Below are 17,852 nucleotides of genomic sequence, written 5' to 3'. Positions count from 1 at the left end.
ACCGAATAATGTCGTAATTTGGCAACGATGGCACAATCACAACCCTACAAATAGCAAAGGTTTGAAATTCAAAAAACTTCAAATTTCTAAAATGACATTTTCCGTAATGAAGCCAAAAAAGCAAAAATAATTACAAAAATATCATTATGGGAGAAAAGTTATCAAAATCAGCATTTAAGCAACACCTAGCCATAAGCTACACCTACGCTGCAAGATGGTTAGTCAAGATTCTAGATAAATCCCACAAAATGGCAGCTTTTAAGCACGTTCTAGAATCACCCAGCCACATGAATCGACTATTTTTCTCGCTCTGAGCGATCACCGGATAGCAATAATTATCCAAGATTAACTTTAGTTCACTTGCCTAATTCTATCAGCAAATCGCGGCACCATATCGCCAATTACAATTAATATATCACCGAAATTAACGACACATTTTGTGTCCAAATTTGAATCTCATTCCATAATTTGGTTATTAATTCCGCCAACCTAGTCACAACCTGGAGATTAATATCCCTCGAAATCTCTCCATAACCCAGGCAGCGAACTCTGGTCTGAATTCTGCTCCGGATCGGTATTAGGCCAACATCAGTACGCACCTCTGCTATCAGGGTATCCAGACGTCGCTGATCCTTGCGTCGGGAGTGCCTTATGCAGTTCACCAGAGAGTTTGATTTTGCCTATGGGCGTTGCGACCGTTTGTCGGAGCGGGTTGAGCGGGTGATTGCCAATAATCCGGGCCCGTTCACGTTTACGGGCACGGGTACTTATATTGTGGGCAGGGCCGATGCGGGGTCGCAGGTCGCCGTGATCGACCCCGGTCCGCCGGATCAGGATCATCTGGCCGCCCTGCTCCGCGCCATTGGGCCACGCACAGTCAGCCACATTCTGGTGACGCATACCCATGCGGACCACTCGCCTCTTTCGCACGACCTCGCCAAGGCCGTTGGCAGCGCGCCTATCTATGCCGCACGGCCGCCACACGGGGATAATCACGGCCTTCGTCTGGACGAGGGCCATGACGAAGGCTTTGCGCCGGATATCATCCTGAATGGCGGAGAAGTCATCGAGGGTGATGGCTGGACGGTCGATGTCATGGCCACCCCTGGCCATGCGTCGAACCATATCTGCTTTGCCCTGCGTGAAGAAAACGGCCTGTTCAGCGGCGATCACATCATGGGCTGGTCCACCACCATTGTGGCACCGCCCGATGGCGATATGAGCGACTATATGGCCAGTCTCGAGGCCATCATGGTCCGTGGGTTCGACACGATATGGCCCACCCACGGTGCGCCCATTGTCGATGTCGAACCTTTCCTGAAGGGCTATCATGCCCACCGGATGCAGCGCGAGGCGCAGGTTCTGGAACGTCTGGCCGCAGGTGACACCACCGTGGCCCAGATGGTGCCGGTTCTTTATGCCGCCGTCAGCCAGAGCCTGTGGCCCGCCGCCAGCCTGTCGGTACTGTCGCATCTGCAAAAACTGGTGCGTGACGGGCGTGTAGAAACGAATGATGCCAACAGCCTGCAAGGCCATTGGCATCTGGTCGATCACATTTCCTAGCCGTCTAGCGTAGCGCGTTCATCTCGGCGACGACGCGCTTGGCCAGATCACAGGCGCGTGGCCCGATCGGCATATTGTCACGCGCCGCCACGCGCACATCCGTACGCCCCGGACGGATACGCACCGTCACGTCATGCTGGATGCCGAACCACATCCCCTGCTGCCAGCCATCGACGCGGAAGGGCGAAGAGCCCATCACCGTCACACCCGACTGTTTCAGTGCCCACGCGGCCACATCGGGTGAAAGCTGGCTGTCGATAGCTTGCAAGCCTTCGCAAGCCACAGCGCTGCTCGGCAGAACACGCGCAGCACGACGATCCGACAGCATGGTGCGGCCAAAACCCGGAGCATCATCGGCATTGGTCGTGACATCGCGCGGATCAGGCCCGATGCGCGACAATTGATACTTATAAACCCCGAACGTACCGCCCGCGACCAGCATAGCCGTCAGTGCATAGAGCCACAGGCCACGGTCCTTCAGCATCAGCAGCACCGAGAGCAGGGCCGCAGCCAGCCCCGCCCATGCCAATATCGAACCCAGTTTAAGGGCCATTACGCCCAGACCGGTTTCCAGACTGATCCATCCCAGACGGGTCGCCAAAACCGCCACCAGCACCATGACCGGCGTGATACAGGCGATCAGCACTGCCAATCGCGCCCAACCCGTCAGCTTCTTGTCCGGTTGCATTTTGTCACCTTCCCGAGATGCCTAGCCGGCTGAAGGCAAACGATAGTCCTTCATCCGTTCACGAAGTAGCTTCTTGTCTATCTTGCCTGTGGCGCCAAGCGGAATTTCATCAACCGCAACAACATCATCGGGCATCCACCACTTGGCGATCTTGCCAACGAGGAAGTCCAGATGCTCCTGCTTGTCGAGGACTTCGCCTTCCTTGAGCTTGACGATCAACAACGGGCGCTCGTCCCATTTCGGGTGCGCGGCACCGATCACAGCGGCCAGTTCGACCTTGTCGTGACCCACGGCAATATTCTCGATCTCGATCGAGCTGATCCACTCGCCGCCCGATTTGATGACGTCCTTGGCACGGTCGGTGATGTGCATAAAGCCATAGTCATCAATGGTGGCCACATCGCCCGTATCGAAATAACCGTCTTCGTCCAGCACCGAGCCATCGCCCTTGAAATAGGCACGCGAGATGGTTGGTCCTTTGATCATCAGACGGCCAAAGGTGGCCCCGTCATGCGGAAGATCGGCCCCCGCTTCATCGACAAGTTTCAGCTCGACCCCCAGCGGCGGCATGCCCTGTTTGATCCGCTGTTTGACCTGATCATCGAAGGACCAGCTCTTCATTTCAGGCAGGATGTTGGAAACCGTGCCGATGGGCGAGGTTTCGGTCATGCCCCAGCCCTGCACGACCTCGACATTGAACTCGTCATTAAAGATGCGGATCAGGCTTTCGGGCGTCGCCGCCCCGCCGATCATGACGCGTTTCACCGTCGAGAGCTTCAGATTGTTCTCGCGCATATGCTGCAACAGTCCCTGCCAGACGGTCGGCACCGCCGCCGAGAAGGTCACGCCTTCGGTTTCCAGCAACTCATAGATGGACGCCCCGTCCATCTTGGCCCCCGGCATGACCAGCTTGGTGCCCGCCGCAGGACCGGCAAAGGCAATCCCCCACGCATTGGCATGGAACATCGGCACCACCGGCAGGATCACATCTCCCGGTGTCGCACCCAGCACGGTCGCCTGTAGGCCCATCAGGGTGTGCAGGAAGTTGGAACGGTGCGAATACAGTACCCCCTTCGGGTTGCCCGTCGTACCGGACGTGTAGCAAAGACCGCAGGCCGTTTGCTCGTCAAAGTCGCCCCATTTCACATCCGCAGACGCTTGGTCGATCAGGCTTTCATAGGCCTCGGCATTGGGCAGCTTGGTCTGCGGCATATGGGCCGCATCGGTCATGATAACGAAGCGCTCGACCTTGGGAATATGCGGCAGGATCGCTTCCAGCAGCGGCACAAAGGTCAGGTCCGTGAAGATCACGCGATCTTCGGCGTGGTTGATAATATAGACTAGTTGCTCGGGGAACAGACGCGGGTTCAGCGTGTGGCACACCGCACCTATACCCATAATGCCGTACCAGGCTTCCATATGGTTGCCGGTGTTCCATGCCAAAGTCGCGACACGGTCGCCCTGCTGGATGCCCCATGCCTGAAGGACGTTGGAAACCTTGCGTGCACGCTCGTGCAGTTCGGCATAGGTCACCCGCACAATCGGCCCTTCGACAGAGCGCGTCACCACTTCGCGGTTCGGATGCCATGCCTTGGCATGGTCCAGAATACGATCAACCGTCAGCGGCCAGTCCTGCATCAGTCCGAGCATTGGCGTCCCTCTATAAATCAAAGTCCCGTTTGCGCTTGTTTTGGTTCACAGACCCGCGCTTTACCGGACGCTAAGCCATTAAGGGCGGGGCTGGCAACGTGACCTTAGGTCAGGTTTGCCGCGACAAAATGTATTTTTCGTCTTTTGGCTGTCTTGCGCCCTGCCTTGCGACAGTGGATGAGGTCGCCATGACCATTCTGATTGCCATCACCGGCGGCTCGGGTTCGGGCAAGTCCACCCTCGCCGAAGCCCTGATTTCCTGCCTTCCCGAAGGCACGGCCACCTTGCTGCGCGAAGATTCCTATTATCGGGATGCGGCCTCGGTGGCGGGCTTTGATCCGGCAACGCATGATTTCGACCATGTGGATTCCCGCGATCACGAACTGCTGATCCATGATCTGAAGGCGCTGAAGGCTGGGCAGGACATTGTCGCCCCGCTCTATTCCTTCATTACGCATGGTCGTGAAGAAGGCGGCGAGCCGGTCAAGTCTGCAGATGTGGTGGTGATCGAAGGCACGCACCTGTTGTGCAACCCTGAACTGACGGCCCTGTTCGACATCAAGGTGTTTGTCGATACGCCTGCCGATATCCGCTTTATCCGCCGCCTGCTGCGTGACCAGATCGAGCGCGGCCGCACAGCGGATTCTGTGGTCAACCAATACCTGCTGACCGTTCGTCCGGGCCATGAGGCCTTTACCCAGCCCTCGCGTATTCATGCCGACTTTATCGTCGCCGATACGACCGCTGCCGTCCGTCTGGTCGACCACAATGCGGTTATGCGACTGGTTGCCCCCGTACTCGCACACCCCTTGCTTGCAGAGTTCAAATAGTCACGTGACCAATAGTTGCATTCCGCAAAGGATTTCCTGAATGCGGTTTTGTTATATTATTGCACTTGATTAAATAACACCGGTACACTTGCGCTTACGGTAAAGCTGGATCACTGTTACGCAAGAGCAACAATCCGGCGAACCGCAAATGCCTGTCCCACAGGATCCCCGTGTTCATACGATTATCCACGAAGCCAGATTGCGCTTCGTGTCGGACGGATATGCTGCTGCACGTATAGAACCGATTGCCCGCTCTGCCGGTGTGTCCACGGCGACGCTCTATACCTTCTTCCCAAGCAAGGTAGCACTGTTCGAGGCGGTCATAGAGACGGCTGCTAAGGATTTTTACGACCGCGTTGGCCCGCTACTCAACACAGAAGCGCCAGACAGAAGTATCCTCACGGATTATCTGATCCGCTATACAGAGTTCCTCTCCGATAGCTTTGTGCGCAAAATGTTTCGCCTGATTGTGGCCGAACGCCCGCGTTTCAATACTCAGGCCGTAGACTTTTTCGACAGGGGGCGCGGCGATATCGCCCACACCCTGATCGCCATGTTCGAAACCATGAGCGCCAATGGCCTCATCAAAACCGAAAAACCCAGTTGGGCCGTGAGCCAGCTACTGGGCATGATCGAGCATCCGGTGCTTCTGCTTCCGCTGGCCTCGGGCAAGGACCCGATACAGGCCCGCAGTGCCAGAGCCATTGCCGAGGACGCCGTAGAGACCTTCTGGGCCCGCTACGGCGCTTAAGCCTTACGGATACAGGCGCTCGATACTCCAGCCGTCACCCTGTTTCACAAACCGCATACGGTCGTGCAGACGGAATTTGCGGTCGCGCCAGAACTCGATCGAGACTGGAACCAGACGCCATCCCGCCCAATGCGGTGGACGCGATACGTCTTTGCCTTCAAAGCGTTCCGTTTCTTCGACCACTCGCTGCTCCAGCGCCTCGCGGCTTTCAAGCAAGTGCGACTGGGATGATGCCCATGCGCCGATACGGCTTTCGCGCGCGCGACTGGCAAAATAGTTATCGGCTTCGGCGGCTGTCACAGGCTCGATCACACCGCGCACCCGCACCTGACGTCGCAGTGACTTCCAGTGGAACACCAGCGCGGCCACCGGATTGGCCGCCAGTTCCTGACCCTTGGCGCTTTCAAGGTTGGAGAAGAACGTAAAGCCGCGAGCGTCCATGTCTTTCAACAGCACGATCCGCGCATCCGGCACACCTTGGGCGTCCACCGTGGCCAGCGTCATGGCATTGGGATCGTTCGGCTCGGTCGCGCCCGCCTCCTTCAGCCAGTCAGCAAAAATGGCAAACGGATCGGCACCTTCAAAGATGCTGTCGTCCGAATTGCGAACCAGCTGGTTCTCATACTCGTCGCGCGAAGGGCTGGGCGGGATGGCGAAATGACTCATAGCTCTGCTTATAGCCCGCCCGACGTGATTTGCCCAAATATTGAACACCGTTCATTCGCATGACGGAAGGCGATTACGGTTAACACCCTCTTGACTATATGGGGTCAGTGTAGGGCCCATGAGCGCAAGGCCACTCACAGTTCTGGACGCCTACCGGATACTGGACCTGACAGGTCCGGTCAGTCCGGCCGAGCTGTCGGCTGCGTTCCGCCGCGTCGCCAAGGCGGTCCACCCCGACCAGCCAAACGGCGATGTGGTGCTGTTCCGCTATGTGGTTGATGCCTACCACCTGCTGCAAAACCAGTCCGGCCAGCGCCTGCTGCTGGAGGGGCCGCAGACAACCGGCCTGCGGGTTGTTCGCCCTGATCCCGAGATCGTCATATCGCCGATGCAGGCTCTAAAGGGCGGCATTACCAGCCTTTATGTCGATGACCGCCTGTACCGTGTGCGCCTTGCACCGGGTCTGCGTCATGGCGACCAACTGCGCCTCAAAGACCTGATGACTGTGCCGGTAAAGATCAGACCCCGCGATGGGCTGTCGGTTTTCGGCTCGGACCTGTTCTTCCAGACCCGCATCGAGGCCCATCTGGTGCGCGATGGCGGTCGGGTCGAGTTTGACACCCCCGTCGGGCCACAATCCGCATGGCTGGTGCCCGATATGACCTCGCCGGTCAGGTTGCGCTTCGAAGGTTTGGGCCTTCCTGCACGCGGTTCGCGCCCTGTCGGTGACCTGTTTGTCTCGCTGGAAGCCAAGCCTGAAAGCCTCACAGAGACACAAGATCGTCACCATCGCTTCACTCAGCTCTGGACGACACAGGCCGCAGCGGCTTAAGCCCTAGCCTCATGTCACATAACAGCTTCGGTCACCTGTTCCGCATCACCACCTGGGGCGAAAGCCACGGGCCGGCCATTGGCGTCGTCGTTGACGGCTGCCCTCCCCTGATCCCGCTGACCGAAGCGGACATCCAGCCCTTCCTCGACCAGCGTAAACCGGGCGGCAGCCGCTTTGTCACCCAGCGCCAAGAGGCCGACGCGGTGAAAATCCTGTCCGGCGTGTTCGACGACGGTAATGGCCCGGTCACCACCGGCACACCGATCAGCCTGATGATCGAGAACACCGACCAGCGCTCCAAGGACTATGGCGAGATCGCCCATGCCTTCCGCCCCGGTCATGCCGACTTCACCTATCAGGCCAAATACGGCGTGCGCGACTATCGCGGCGGCGGACGCTCATCCGCCCGCGAAACGGCCAGCCGCGTGGCGGCCGGTGCCGTGGCCCGCAAGGTTCTGGGCGACAGCATCCAGATCCGCGCTGGCGTGGTTCAGCTTGGCCCGCACCGCATACCTGACGACCAGATCGACTTCAGCGCCGTCTATGACAACGCCCTGTTCGCCGCTTCCAACGAAGTGGTGCCGCAATGGGAAGCCTATCTGGATACCGTTCGTAAAGCCGGTTCCAGCATCGGCGCGATTGTGGCTCTGGAAGTCATCGGAGTGCCTGCCGGATGGGGCGCACCGCTCTATGCCAAACTGGATAGCGAACTGGCCGCGGGCCTGATGACCATCAACGCCGTCAAAGGCGTGGAAATCGGAGCAGGCTTCGAGGCCGCCATGCTGTCAGGCGAGGAAAACGCCGACGAAATGCGCATTGGCCCCGATGGCGAGCCGGTCTTCCTGTCGAACAAGGCAGGCGGCATCCTCGGCGGCATCTCGACGGGCCAGCCCGTCACCGCCCGCGTGGCCTTCAAGCCCACCTCCTCCATCCTTACCCACCGCCAGACCATCAACCGCGACGGTGCCGAAGTAGACCTACGCACCAAGGGCCGCCACGACCCTTGCGTGGCGCTACGTGGCGTTCCGGTCGTGGAAGCGATGGCAGCCATTGTGCTGGCAGATGCGAAGCTAAGGCATCGGGCGCAGTTGGGTTAAGCCCTAAAAGATACCAAATTTCGAGGTGCGCATGCTCTACAAACTGGCTTACCGATTTTCGATTATAGCGCCATTCCTCATCATCGGTTTCTTCATATTCAACAGAAACTTGGATGTTTTTTGGGTTTTTCTGCTCCCCATCCCTTTCTCCATTGCTGTGCTCTACATCATGTTCGCGGATTGCAAATCATGCGGTGAGCGCATCAATCCGACCCAAACCGATTTCTTCAAAAAACCTGAAATCGCGAAGGACACCTGCCCCCACTGCAAGACAAGGTTCTGACCGCTAGAAGCCGTTTGCGTCTCGAAACGTCCACGCAATCACGACAGCGAATAAGAGCCTGCGCACCAAAAGCCGCCACGACCACTGCGTCGCCCTGCGCGGCGTTCCGATCGTGGAAGCGATAGCGGCGATTGTGATGGCGGATGCGAAGCTAAGGCATAGAGCGCAGGTGGGGTAACACCACCTGCGGTCAAACGAAGTGTGTCTGCACCACGGTATTCCACTAAGTGCCGATCAAACTTTGCTAATAAATCGGAAGAGCCAAATTACCAATACAACTGGCAAAATAGCCAAAACAGGTATGATAGCATGCCAGTATTGCTTTTGAGCAAGAAAGACTAAAAAGGCTAGCAACCAACATCCAACCCATAAAGTGGCCCAAACTTTCAAAAATATTCTTTGGTAACGCTCCATAGATTGTCTCATCGAAGACACTTCTTTACCTTCACACCCTGACACGAACTGCCGAAGGCAAACGTTCAAACAAATAAAGTGGGCACTTCCCCTCGCCCAGAACACGTGTTCGGACTTGGCTCTCACGTCTTCAATAGAGCTCCCTCTCAGCATTACATTTTTTCCGCGTCAGCAAGGGTAAACGCCGAACCGAGAGTTCCATCCAGTCTCCAGCGCCGACGCCTACAGAAACGACATCTGGATGTGATCGCCACAAGGCCGCGTCAGGCTTGGCCGCACCGATGATATAGCCGCGCGGGGCTCAGACCGAAAATCATCCAGCCAAGTTACACCATAAGTTAGACCTCACATAACACCGGCCCATAATTAACATCCTCCCCTGCTCGCGGGGGAGGGGGACCATGCGCAGCATGTGGTGGGGATTAGAGCCGCAAAGCAACTACGCCCCCTCCGTCACAGCGCGTGCGCCGCGCCACCTCCCCCGCTACGCAAGGGAGGAGTTACGTGTAACAATCCGTGATCATCACACCCCTATTCGTAACAGTAGCAGTTGCGTATATAGCTCTCAACGAAGCAGCAACGCGCTGCACACTCTAAGCGTTAGGGAGATCACCATGATCGATGTCCGTCCTTTCAATACCCTCGGTGGTGCCAACCACGGCTGGTTGGATGCCAAGCACCACTTCTCGTTCGCCAACTATTACGATCCCAATCGTATGGGCTGGGGCCGTCTGCGCGTCTGGAATGATGACGAGATCGGTCCGAAGTCGGGCTTCCCGCCCCACCCGCACGCCGACATGGAAATCATCACCTATGTCCGCACGGGGGCCATCACCCACCAGGACTCCATGGGCAATACGGGCCGTACGGGCGCTGGCGATGTTCAGGTCATGAGCGCCGGTACCGGTGTGCGCCATGCCGAGTACAATATGGAGAACGAGCTCACGACCCTGTTCCAGATCTGGATCGAGACGGACCGTCCGGGTGCACAGCCTTCATGGGGTCAGCGCGAGTTTCCAAAGGCCGACCGCTCTGGCCAGTTCACCATCGTCGCCTCGGGCAACTCTGCCGACGAAGCCCTGATGATCAATGCCGACGCCCGCGTTCTGGCTGCGACCCTCAAAGCCGGTGAAAGCCTGTCCTATGATCTGGCCGCCGGTCGCCGCGCCTATCTGGTTCCGGCAGTCGGCAAGGTGGATGTGAACGGCACCACGCTGAACGCTCGTGATGGCGCAGGCATCGTCGATGAAGCCACCATCACCATCACGGCCAGCGAAGACGCCGAACTGGTCATGGTCGACAGCCTGTAACCGGCGTACAAACAGCAAAAGTCAGGGGGACACCATCGGTGTCCCCCTTTCTGTTTAGGCTCTGTTCCAGAGCATTTTCGCATTCGGGTGCGGCAGACCCTGATCATCGGTTTCACGGGTGCTGACCACCGCAAAACCCATGGCCCGATAAAAGCCGACCGCGCTGTCATTGTCGGTATAAACCTCTAGCGACAGCTTATTTCGGCCGTTTTCGACATGGCGCAGCAAGGCCTTGCCTATGCCCTGCCCCTGACAGTCAGGGTCAACAAACAGGGCCGCGATGTGATCGTCCATCAAACTGGCAAAACCGACAGGCCGGTCGTCCAGACAGGCCACCGTGGTGTTGGCCATAGGCAGATAGACCGCCTTCATCAGCGACTTCTGCTCGCGCAGGGTATGTTCGCCGATAAAGTCGTGGGCGATCATTGATGCCCTGAACCAGATGTCAGACAGGTGTGATGTATCCGTACCCGCGACGAACGGGCGGATCGACAAGTTCTCGATCATGAGAAATTCCAAAAATTAAACGCAGAAAATCAGCGCCTCCATGCGGAGCGCTGGCAAACCCTTTCGGGTGGCTCAAATTATTTCTCTGCGCATAAATCTCCGTCTTAGTTTGCGCCAAACTAGCGGCACCAACTTCATAAGGTCAATTCGGTTTTAAGTTGCGCCATCAACTGCGCTGCGGACATAGCCCGCACCCTTGGTGCGCCCTGCCCCGCCCATTGCGCGCCAAACCTGCCGTCGCCCGCCGATTTCGCCGCCTGATTGAGCGCCTTGCCCGCATCATAGGCACGTGGATAGTCTGGCACCAAGGCATCTTGCCCCTGATCCAGAGCTGTAAATCCATTGGACAGACAACGCGCCGGACGCCCCGAAATCACCCGCGTCATCACGGTATGGCGGGCCGCATCACTGAACAGAGCCGCGCGATAGGCATCATCAGCGGCACTCTCAACACAGCCGACAAAGGCCGTACCCATCTGGGCCGCCACCGCCCCCATATCCAGCGCGGCCTGTACATCACGGCCATCCATAATACCGCCTGCGGCTATGACCGGCAGACCGGCTTCTTTCACCAGCAATCGCGTAAGATCCGCCATGGACAGACGACTGTCGGGCATATCGGGATCGAACATTCCACGGTGCCCGCCCGCTTCATAGCCTTGGGCCACAACGGCATCCATTCCCGCATTCCTTGCAGCCATGGCCTCGTCCAGACAGGTGGCGCTGGCCATCAACAGGCACCCCTTGGCCTTGAGGGCCGCAACCTGCGCGGCATCGGGCAAGCCAAAATGAAAACTAACCACCGCAGGGGCCGCCTCCAGAACAACCTCCAGCATCGCCCCGTTACCAAGAAAACTGTCATAGATGGTTTGTAGCGTCTGTAGTGGCTCTGCACCAAAGCGCTGAAAATACGGGGCCAGATAATCCACCCAAGCCGCCTCGATATGCGGTTGCAGCTTAGGCTGGGCATGCACGAACAGGTTGACGTGATAGGGGCGCGCCGTCCGATCCCGCACCGCTTGCATCATAGAGGCTGCACTTGCAGTATCCGCCGCACCCAGCCCCAGCGAACCCAGACCACCCGCCTCGCAGACCGCAGCCGCCATACCAGGCGTTGATACACCCGCCATCGGGGCCTGAATGATCGGCACTTCAAGGCCGAGGTTTGCAGCCCAACTCATTCCCGCTACCTCTATTCAGTCAACTGACCTTCCAGACCTGTAACTTTAAAGGCCTACTCCATGACAACCGCAATCATACGCTGTTCGTGCGTCATCATGGCCGCCCTGTTCCTACAAGGATGCGTCGCCGGTGCTGTTGTCGGCGCAGGTGCTGCAGTTGTAGGTGGAGCCGCAAAAGTAACCGGCGCGGTAGTCGGCGCAGGCATTGATGCGGCGCATACCTCTGACGAAGAGCTACGCGAGAAACGTGAACGCGAGCAGCGCGAGGCCGAACGCGAAGCCCGCCGCTGTGAACGTCGTCAGCAACAGGGCAAGGCCTGCTAGGGCTTTAGAGCGCCCTCGCCCGCCCCATCGTCCACACCACCAGTGCAGACACGCCACACGCAGCAATGGCGGACATGATTGGTACCAGCGACGCCATACGCCCGGCCTCGATCGCCCAGAACACCGCTGCCATCACGCCGCCCATAACCACAACCCACATGGCCAGATAGGTAAAGCGGTCAATCGCACGGTGTTTGGCGATGCGTTCCAGAACCGCGATCTCGAACCCGTAATCCTGCGCGGGCGGTTTAGATGCCGCAAACAGGGCTTGCAGCTTTTGCTCGGGGGTCATGATGGTTCTCCCAACGCCTTCAACAAACGCTCGCGTCCTCTGGATAGATGGGATTTTACCGTCCCCAGCGGAATACCCAAAGAGGCGCAAATCTCGGCATGGCTCCAGCCTTCGGACAAGGACAGCGTCAAACAGGCCCGTACATCTGCGGGCAAATCGGCCATCGCCTTTTCCATCGATAACCGTTCCTCGGCACTGACACCTTCGGGCGTGGACAAGGATTGCAACCAGTCCTGATCGCGGCGGGCGCGGCGCTGGTTACTACGGATATAATCTTGCGCCCTGCGCCACGCGATGCCGATCAGCCATGAACGAAACCGTTCGGGCTGGCGCACCGTATGCAGCCCCTGCCACGCATGGACGAACACATCCTGAGCAACATCGTCGGCATCGGCCCAGCCGTTGCCCAGTATCCGGCGCAGGAAGCCGCGCACCACAGACTGATGCGCCGCCACAAGCCGCCCATAGGCCATGTCCGATCCGGCCTGTGCCTCGGCCAGCCAGCGGATTTCCTGCGGTGTCATTGGTTCAGCGCTCCGTCAGCACACCGTCTATTTCTTCCTCACGCTCAACCCGATGGCCATGACCATAGCCCAGACGGCGACCGCCCCCATGGTGAAGGCCACAATGGTAAAGGGATAACCTGCCGGGCCACTGCTCCACGAGGCATAGGCAAACCCCGCCGTAAACACTGAAAACAGCCCGACCAGCGACCAGTAATGCATCGGTCCCTGTGCTTTATACGAACCCGTCGGCATACGGTTCGGCGCATTCACGCCCTCTTCGGCCAGCGAAAACCCGTTGGTCAATGCCGTCAGGACGTCTTGCGGCGGAGCCTCGCCCCGCTCGGCATAGACCTTGAGCACATCCAGCATGGCGCGGTGCTGACGATACTTCAGGAACGAGGTGAACCCCGCATAGACAATGCCGAACAGTGGCACCGAAAACACCAGAATCCAGAAAATCATACCCATAGCCGTACCCTTTCCAAACCGTCGAAAACCTTGTTTCGTCAGTTAGTCGTCGCTGCAAGGATATTTGGATGCAGGGTCGGCGCTTAAATTTCCGCCTAGATAATCAGGCACACATGCGCCATTGCGTCTTTCAAGCCCCTTGATGTTATCCGGGACTTCTTAAATATTCGAAGCGTAGATTCGGTCGTGGCTCTCTCTAGGCTGGCCACCATATGCCATCTTTCTGCAATTTTTCATTTTCAATGAGAATTTTGGGGTCACAGTTTTGTCGATTAAACAAATTTGGAAAAATTTACGCTCGGCGCCCCGACGTCTTAAAAACATAGAACGAGAAATCATTAGAACCCGCGAGCTGGTTCAAACGCATCAGCGCGAAACCCAACTGATTCTGAGCTATCTCACCTTACCGGACGCATCACTCTGGCGTAATCCTGCGCCTATCGCCGGAGCGCCCGGCCACAACATCTTCCCCGGCGGCGCACTGTGCCGTGAGGATATGTTCCAGCAACCCTATTTCCATTATTGGTGCAGCCGTATCCGCGAGCCCGTGCGTTACCACCGCAAGCAATGGGAATTCGTATTTATTCTCCAAGCGGCATGGGAACGCGGCTTGCTGGAATCCGGCCATCGCGCTCTTGGATTTGGTGTCGGCACCGAACCGCTAAGTGCTGTTTTCGCCGCCCACGGCATGACGGTCACAGCAACCGATATGGCTTCCAGCGATATTGAAGCCGCAGGTTGGCAATCCACCGACCAGCACGCTTCGGGAAAAGCCGCTCTAAGACGTCGTGGCATCTGCTCCGAAGACATCTTCGAACAAAACGTAGAGTTCCGTACCTGCGACATGAACAATGTGCCGGATGACTTGACCGGCTATAATCTATGCTGGTCGGCGTGCGCTCTTGAACACCTTGGCTCTATCGAAAAGGGGCTGGCCTTTATCGAGCGCTCTTTGGAATGTCTGGCCCCAGGTGGCTATGCCATCCACACGACCGAATACAATATTTCCTCGAACAGCGACACAATCGATAACGAAATGACCGTCTTATTCCGGCGTCGCGATATCGAAGACTTGGTCGTCCGTCTGCAAGAACGCGGTCACGAGGTCACAAAAATTGACTGGACCGAGGGAACCGGATCCCTGGATCAATATGTCGATCTGCCCCCCTATCGCAGCGAACCTCATCTGAGCTCGGCGATACTGGGTTACAAATGCACATCCATCGGCTTGATCATTCGCAAGGCTCAATAAGGCCCGTTAGCGGACCCCGATATATTTGTGGGTCTGGATGCTGAGCCGCCATTTGGGGTGTTTCAGGCAGTAATCCATGGCTGCAGCGGTATTTTCGACTGCGTCGGGGCCGTCCATGGGTTGCAGCCAAAAACGCTCGAAATCCATGTGCTCGAATCGCTCGGGCATGGCTTTTTCTTGCGGATAGACCAGTTTCAGTTCCTGCCCCGAGGTCTGCACAACCTCTGCGTCGGCCTTGGGGCTGATGCAGATCCAGTCGATACCTTCGGGGGCCTTGATCGTGCCATTGCTCTCGATGGCGATCTCGAAACCGCGTGCATGCAGGGCGTCGATAAGTGGCCCATCCAGTTGCATCAGAGGTTCACCACCCGTGCAGACCACAAGTTTCGGATCGCCTTCACGGCCGATCCAGAAACTGTTGACGTGGTCGGCCATCAGGTCAGGCGTTTTGAACTTGCCGCCACCATCGCCGTTTACACCGACAAAATCGGTATCGCAGAAGGTGCAGACTGCCGTGGCGCGGTCACGCTCCAGACCGCTCCACAGGTTGCAGCCTGCAAAACGCAGAAAGACAGCCGGACGTCCTGCCTGCCCTGCCTCGCCCTGAATGGTGAGGAAGGCCTCTTTGACGGAATAGGTCATCAGCCCTCGATCCACTTCTTGTAACCGGCTTCACGCAGTTCGCACGCCGCACAGGTGCCACAGCCATAGCCCCACGCATGGCGATGCTGGCGGTCGCCTTCATAGCAGGTGTGCGAGGTTTCAATAATGGCATCGACCAAAGGCTGGCCACCGATTTCAAGCGCCAGTTCCCACGTCTCGGCCTTGGTCAGATGCATCAGCGGCGTTTCAATCGGCACCGGGCGATCCAGCCCCAGCGACAGAGCCTGCGACATGGCATCAATCGTGTTCTGGCGACAATCGGGATAGCCCGAATAGTCGGTCTCGCACACACCCGTCACCAATACCTTCAGACCGCGACGATCCGACAGAGCAGCGGCCGCCGTCAGGAAGATCAGGTTGCGCCCCGGAACGAATGTCGGCGGCAGACCGCGTTCATCCATTTCAATGGCGACTTCGCTGGTCAGGGTACTTTCGGCAATTTTGCCATAGCCGGTCAGGTCCACAACGTGATCCGGTCCCAGACGTTCGGCATATTGCGGCAGGACACGTTTTGTCTCTTCACGCACCGACAGACGGGCCTGCATCTCGACAACATGGCGCTGGCCATAATCAAAGCCGATGGTTTCGACACGCTCGAACTTTTGCAACGCCCACGCCAGACAGGTGGCGCTGTCCTGCCCGCCGGAAAACAAAACGAGCGCAGAATGGGACGATGTGGGCGTGAAAGCGTTCATAGCAAACCTGCGGTCGGCCAACAGCCGCGCGCATCCGGACAAAACTGATAAAAGGTAGAGTTGTCGCTGCTTATAGCGACGAACCGTCACTGCTGCAAAAAAGCAGCATTTTCATGGTCGGTCACTTCGTGAAACACCACCTTGCCAGCGGCTTAACCGTTCGGAAAAGGTTTCCGAGCGATGTTACATTCCCATTAGTGGAGTGCGGCAATGCCGACGGTTGAGTTGCTCACAGAATGTGTGCCGCCAATAAGCCCCGAGGCATCTGTCCCCGAGGTGTTGGATTGGTTCCGGTTACACCCCGATGCCATGGCCCTGCCCGTGGTTGAAAACGGGCGTCCTGTGGGCTTGATCGACCGTCAGGAATTCCTGCTCAAACTGGCCTCGCCCCTGGGTCGCAGCCGTTATGCCTCGCGTCCCGTTTCGTGGATTATGGATTCCGATCCGTCGGTCATCGAGGCGGACACCCGCATTTCCGCCTTTTCCGAAATCATCCTGAAATCCAGTGCCTCGACGCTGATGCGCGGTTTCATTGTGACCCGTGACGGCCAGTATCTTGGCACCGGCACGGCCATCAAACTGTTCCACCACGTCAATCTGATCCAGGCTGCCCGTCTCAAGGAACAGGAAAACCATATTGCCGCCCTACAGGCGCAGCAGATCGACCAGACTGCCGTTTCCAGTGCGAACAGCCGCTTTGTAGACACCCTGACCCAGGCCCTGTCGGCACCGCTTTCCACGGTCGATGCCTTTTCCAAAATCGTCAGCCGTCAGCCCCTGCCCGTAGAAACCAGAGACCATCTGGACGCCATTTTGCAAGCCTCGACCGAAAGTCTGGACATGCTGCAAAAGGCCCGTGATCTGGCACGCGCCGAGGCGGGCAATTTTCATCTGGATTTGTCTCCGACAAGCCCGCGCCTTGTCATGGACCAGATAAACGCTGACTGGACCCAGCGCGCCAACGAAGCCGGTGTGACCCTGATCGTCAGTTACGAAGGCGATCCGGACCTCAGCCTGATGGTCGATGAAACCCGTTTTCGCGCGACCTATGACACCCTGATCCAATGCGCCTTGAAATGGGCGCGTAACGGCATGGTCGAGGTCGGGCTTAAGGCTGTGGTCCGCGATGACCTCGTTGATCTGCAAGCCCGCGTTCGTGATGACGGCCCCGGTCTGGAGCCGGATCAGCTGGCGAGTTGCTTTGGCGATCTGGCCACCACGGGCGACCTCTCCTGCGCCATGGCATGGTACCTGCTCAAATACATGAACGGGGATTTATTCGCCCGTAACAATCAGGGGCGCGGCACGACTTACGGCTTGGACGTGACAGTCCAGCGCGCCCGTGCCGACACTATCGAAGAGGCCAATGTCACCCAGATCGAAAGTCTGGAACTGTCATCACGGCCGCATGTGCTGATCGCCGACGACAATGCCACCAACCGCGTCGTGGCCCGCGCCCTGTGCGAAATGTTCGGCTGCACCTCCGAAGCCGCAGAAGACGGATACGAAGCCGTAGAGGCCGCACGAACGGGTCATTTCGATCTGATCCTCATGGATATCAAAATGCCGCGCATGGACGGTATTCAGGCGACACACGCCATTCGCGGCTTTGCCGATGATCGTGCCCATACGCCGATCATCGCCCTGACGGCCAATGCCGACCCCGATGATGTCGTCGGCTATATCGCTGCCGGTATGGTCTGCGTGGTCGAAAAACCGATCAAGCCGGAACGCTTGCGCATGGCGATGATCCGCGCGCTCGAAGAACGCCAGACCCTGCCTTCCCCCGACACAACCGCACGGTTGAGCGCCCAAAACTGACGGGCGTGCTGGACAGTCCTTGCAGGCAGGGCCAGTGTTTCGGTCTTCCAAGGAGACCA

The 17,852-nt window shown here is 57.8% G+C and carries 21 protein-coding genes; 11 read left to right on the top strand and 10 right to left on the bottom strand.

Annotated elements, in window-relative coordinates:
* The first annotated feature begins 651 nt into the window (after positions 1-651).
* The gene (locus tag FHS64_RS07050) at positions 652-1,563 is read left to right on the top strand and encodes an MBL fold metallo-hydrolase (RefSeq protein ID WP_167177167.1); all 912 of its coding nucleotides are present in this window, start codon (positions 652-654) and stop codon (positions 1,561-1,563) included.
* Between the two features lie 4 nt (positions 1,564-1,567).
* Here FHS64_RS07050 and FHS64_RS07045 read toward each other — a convergent pair whose 3' ends face one another.
* Positions 1,568-2,251 carry a DUF1499 domain-containing protein gene (locus FHS64_RS07045; protein WP_167177165.1) on the bottom strand — a complete coding sequence of 228 codons (684 nt, stop codon included), beginning with the start codon at positions 2,249-2,251 and terminating at the stop codon, positions 1,568-1,570.
* A gap of 21 nt (positions 2,252-2,272) precedes the next feature.
* Positions 2,273-3,901 carry a long-chain-fatty-acid--CoA ligase gene (locus tag FHS64_RS07040; protein ID WP_167177163.1) on the bottom strand — a complete coding sequence of 543 codons (1,629 nt, stop codon included), beginning with the start codon at positions 3,899-3,901 and terminating at the stop codon, positions 2,273-2,275.
* A gap of 188 nt (positions 3,902-4,089) precedes the next feature.
* On the opposite strand from FHS64_RS07040, the gene udk reads away from it, so the two are divergent.
* Together udk and FHS64_RS07030 are read left to right on the top strand one after the other, a co-directional pair.
* Positions 4,090-4,731: a uridine kinase gene (gene udk, locus FHS64_RS07035; protein WP_167177161.1), complete on the top strand. Its 642-nt coding sequence runs from the start codon at positions 4,090-4,092 to the stop codon at positions 4,729-4,731.
* A 148-nt stretch (positions 4,732-4,879) separates the two neighbouring features.
* Complete coding sequence (locus tag FHS64_RS07030; protein ID WP_167177159.1) at positions 4,880-5,482, top strand: TetR/AcrR family transcriptional regulator; 603 nt, start codon at positions 4,880-4,882, stop codon at positions 5,480-5,482.
* 3 nt (positions 5,483-5,485) lie between these two features.
* Here the strand turns inward: FHS64_RS07030 and pdxH are convergent, their stop codons facing one another.
* Positions 5,486-6,148 (bottom strand): pyridoxamine 5'-phosphate oxidase, encoded by a 663-nt coding sequence (pdxH, locus tag FHS64_RS07025; RefSeq protein WP_167177157.1) that lies wholly within the window; start codon positions 6,146-6,148, stop codon positions 5,486-5,488.
* A gap of 118 nt (positions 6,149-6,266) precedes the next feature.
* Between pdxH and FHS64_RS07020 the strand changes: the two genes are divergently transcribed.
* The 5 genes from FHS64_RS07020 to FHS64_RS07000 all read left to right on the top strand — a co-directional run bounded on the left by FHS64_RS07020 (position 6,267) and on the right by FHS64_RS07000 (position 10,084).
* The gene (locus FHS64_RS07020) at positions 6,267-6,980 is read left to right on the top strand and encodes a J domain-containing protein (protein ID WP_167177155.1); all 714 of its coding nucleotides are present in this window, start codon (positions 6,267-6,269) and stop codon (positions 6,978-6,980) included.
* Between the two features lie 11 nt (positions 6,981-6,991).
* Complete coding sequence (aroC, locus tag FHS64_RS07015) at positions 6,992-8,077, top strand: chorismate synthase (protein ID WP_167177153.1); 1,086 nt, start codon at positions 6,992-6,994, stop codon at positions 8,075-8,077.
* A gap of 31 nt (positions 8,078-8,108) precedes the next feature.
* Positions 8,109-8,360, top strand: coding sequence for an ABC transporter ATP-binding protein (locus FHS64_RS07010; RefSeq protein ID WP_167177151.1), 252 nt, complete (start codon positions 8,109-8,111; stop codon positions 8,358-8,360).
* Positions 8,361-8,397: 37 nt separating this feature from the next.
* Entirely contained in the window at positions 8,398-8,538 is a 141-nt protein-coding gene (locus FHS64_RS07005; protein WP_341771123.1) for a chorismate synthase, read from the top strand.
* Positions 8,539-9,388: 850 nt separating this feature from the next.
* A complete protein-coding gene (locus FHS64_RS07000) occupies positions 9,389-10,084 on the top strand; it encodes a pirin family protein (RefSeq protein WP_167177149.1) in 696 nt (231 codons plus the stop codon).
* Positions 10,085-10,138: 54 nt separating this feature from the next.
* On the opposite strand, the gene FHS64_RS06995 is transcribed toward FHS64_RS07000, so the two are convergent.
* A complete protein-coding gene (locus FHS64_RS06995; RefSeq protein WP_167177147.1) occupies positions 10,139-10,591 on the bottom strand; it encodes a GNAT family N-acetyltransferase in 453 nt (150 codons plus the stop codon).
* A 134-nt stretch (positions 10,592-10,725) separates the two neighbouring features.
* Positions 10,726-11,772 (bottom strand): NAD(P)H-dependent flavin oxidoreductase, encoded by a 1,047-nt coding sequence (locus tag FHS64_RS06990; protein ID WP_167177145.1) that lies wholly within the window; start codon positions 11,770-11,772, stop codon positions 10,726-10,728.
* Positions 11,773-11,832: 60 nt separating this feature from the next.
* Between FHS64_RS06990 and FHS64_RS06985 the strand changes: the two genes are divergently transcribed.
* A complete protein-coding gene (locus FHS64_RS06985; protein WP_167177143.1) occupies positions 11,833-12,096 on the top strand; it encodes a hypothetical protein in 264 nt (87 codons plus the stop codon).
* A 4-nt stretch (positions 12,097-12,100) separates the two neighbouring features.
* Here the strand turns inward: FHS64_RS06985 and FHS64_RS06980 are convergent, their stop codons facing one another.
* Genes FHS64_RS06980 through FHS64_RS06970 form a run of 3 tightly spaced genes read right to left on the bottom strand, consistent with a single transcriptional unit; the run spans position 12,101 to position 13,362 of the window.
* A complete protein-coding gene (locus FHS64_RS06980) occupies positions 12,101-12,388 on the bottom strand; it encodes a hypothetical protein (protein ID WP_167177142.1) in 288 nt (95 codons plus the stop codon).
* Positions 12,385-12,912, bottom strand: coding sequence for an RNA polymerase sigma factor (locus FHS64_RS06975; protein ID WP_167177140.1), 528 nt, complete (start codon positions 12,910-12,912; stop codon positions 12,385-12,387). Before FHS64_RS06975 ends, FHS64_RS06980 begins: the two co-directional genes overlap by 4 nt.
* A 27-nt stretch (positions 12,913-12,939) precedes the next feature.
* Positions 12,940-13,362 (bottom strand): hypothetical protein, encoded by a 423-nt coding sequence (locus tag FHS64_RS06970; RefSeq protein WP_167177138.1) that lies wholly within the window; start codon positions 13,360-13,362, stop codon positions 12,940-12,942.
* A 265-nt stretch (positions 13,363-13,627) separates the two neighbouring features.
* Between FHS64_RS06970 and FHS64_RS06965 the strand changes: the two genes are divergently transcribed.
* The gene (locus tag FHS64_RS06965) at positions 13,628-14,614 is read left to right on the top strand and encodes a class I SAM-dependent methyltransferase (RefSeq protein WP_167177136.1); all 987 of its coding nucleotides are present in this window, start codon (positions 13,628-13,630) and stop codon (positions 14,612-14,614) included.
* Between the two features lie 6 nt (positions 14,615-14,620).
* Here FHS64_RS06965 and queE read toward each other — a convergent pair whose 3' ends face one another.
* Together queE and queC are read right to left on the bottom strand one after the other, a co-directional pair.
* Positions 14,621-15,256: a 7-carboxy-7-deazaguanine synthase gene (gene queE / locus FHS64_RS06960; protein WP_167177134.1), complete on the bottom strand. Its 636-nt coding sequence runs from the start codon at positions 15,254-15,256 to the stop codon at positions 14,621-14,623.
* Positions 15,256-15,972, bottom strand: a complete 717-nt coding sequence (queC, locus tag FHS64_RS06955; protein ID WP_167177132.1) for a 7-cyano-7-deazaguanine synthase QueC — start codon at positions 15,970-15,972, stop codon at positions 15,256-15,258. The genes queE and queC overlap by 1 nt, the downstream gene beginning before the upstream one ends.
* Before the next feature lie 210 nt (positions 15,973-16,182).
* On the opposite strand from queC, the gene FHS64_RS06950 reads away from it, so the two are divergent.
* Complete coding sequence (locus tag FHS64_RS06950; RefSeq protein ID WP_167177130.1) at positions 16,183-17,793, top strand: response regulator; 1,611 nt, start codon at positions 16,183-16,185, stop codon at positions 17,791-17,793.
* The last annotated feature ends 59 nt before the right edge of the window (positions 17,794-17,852 follow it).

This window comes from Brevundimonas terrae, from assembly GCF_011761985.1.
GTDB lineage: Bacteria > Pseudomonadota > Alphaproteobacteria > Caulobacterales > Caulobacteraceae > Brevundimonas > Brevundimonas terrae.
Note: the sequence above shows the minus strand (reverse complement) of the source record. Positions and strands in the feature narration are given on the sequence as shown.

Excerpts from the sequence above, each read along its gene's own strand:
- FHS64_RS07050 (WP_167177167.1), top strand. The coding sequence starts at position 652 with ATGCAGTTCACCAGAGAGTTTGATTTTGCCTATGGGCGTTGCGACCGT.
- FHS64_RS07045 (WP_167177165.1), bottom strand. The coding sequence starts at position 2,251 with ATGCAACCGGACAAGAAGCTGACGGGTTGGGCGCGATTGGCAGTGCTG.
- FHS64_RS07040 (WP_167177163.1), bottom strand. The coding sequence starts at position 3,901 with ATGCTCGGACTGATGCAGGACTGGCCGCTGACGGTTGATCGTATTCTG.
- udk (WP_167177161.1), top strand. The coding sequence starts at position 4,090 with ATGACCATTCTGATTGCCATCACCGGCGGCTCGGGTTCGGGCAAGTCC.
- FHS64_RS07030 (WP_167177159.1), top strand. The coding sequence starts at position 4,880 with ATGCCTGTCCCACAGGATCCCCGTGTTCATACGATTATCCACGAAGCC.
- pdxH (WP_167177157.1), bottom strand. The coding sequence starts at position 6,148 with ATGAGTCATTTCGCCATCCCGCCCAGCCCTTCGCGCGACGAGTATGAG.
- FHS64_RS07020 (WP_167177155.1), top strand. The coding sequence starts at position 6,267 with ATGAGCGCAAGGCCACTCACAGTTCTGGACGCCTACCGGATACTGGAC.
- aroC (WP_167177153.1), top strand. The coding sequence starts at position 6,992 with ATGTCACATAACAGCTTCGGTCACCTGTTCCGCATCACCACCTGGGGC.
- FHS64_RS07010 (WP_167177151.1), top strand. The coding sequence starts at position 8,109 with ATGCTCTACAAACTGGCTTACCGATTTTCGATTATAGCGCCATTCCTC.
- FHS64_RS07000 (WP_167177149.1), top strand. The coding sequence starts at position 9,389 with ATGATCGATGTCCGTCCTTTCAATACCCTCGGTGGTGCCAACCACGGC.
- FHS64_RS06995 (WP_167177147.1), bottom strand. The coding sequence starts at position 10,591 with ATGATCGAGAACTTGTCGATCCGCCCGTTCGTCGCGGGTACGGATACA.
- FHS64_RS06990 (WP_167177145.1), bottom strand. The coding sequence starts at position 11,772 with ATGAGTTGGGCTGCAAACCTCGGCCTTGAAGTGCCGATCATTCAGGCC.
- FHS64_RS06985 (WP_167177143.1), top strand. The coding sequence starts at position 11,833 with ATGACAACCGCAATCATACGCTGTTCGTGCGTCATCATGGCCGCCCTG.
- FHS64_RS06980 (WP_167177142.1), bottom strand. The coding sequence starts at position 12,388 with ATGACCCCCGAGCAAAAGCTGCAAGCCCTGTTTGCGGCATCTAAACCG.
- FHS64_RS06975 (WP_167177140.1), bottom strand. The coding sequence starts at position 12,912 with ATGACACCGCAGGAAATCCGCTGGCTGGCCGAGGCACAGGCCGGATCG.
- FHS64_RS06970 (WP_167177138.1), bottom strand. The coding sequence starts at position 13,362 with ATGGGTATGATTTTCTGGATTCTGGTGTTTTCGGTGCCACTGTTCGGC.
- queE (WP_167177134.1), bottom strand. The coding sequence starts at position 15,256 with ATGACCTATTCCGTCAAAGAGGCCTTCCTCACCATTCAGGGCGAGGCA.
- queC (WP_167177132.1), bottom strand. The coding sequence starts at position 15,972 with ATGAACGCTTTCACGCCCACATCGTCCCATTCTGCGCTCGTTTTGTTT.
- FHS64_RS06950 (WP_167177130.1), top strand. The coding sequence starts at position 16,183 with ATGCCGACGGTTGAGTTGCTCACAGAATGTGTGCCGCCAATAAGCCCC.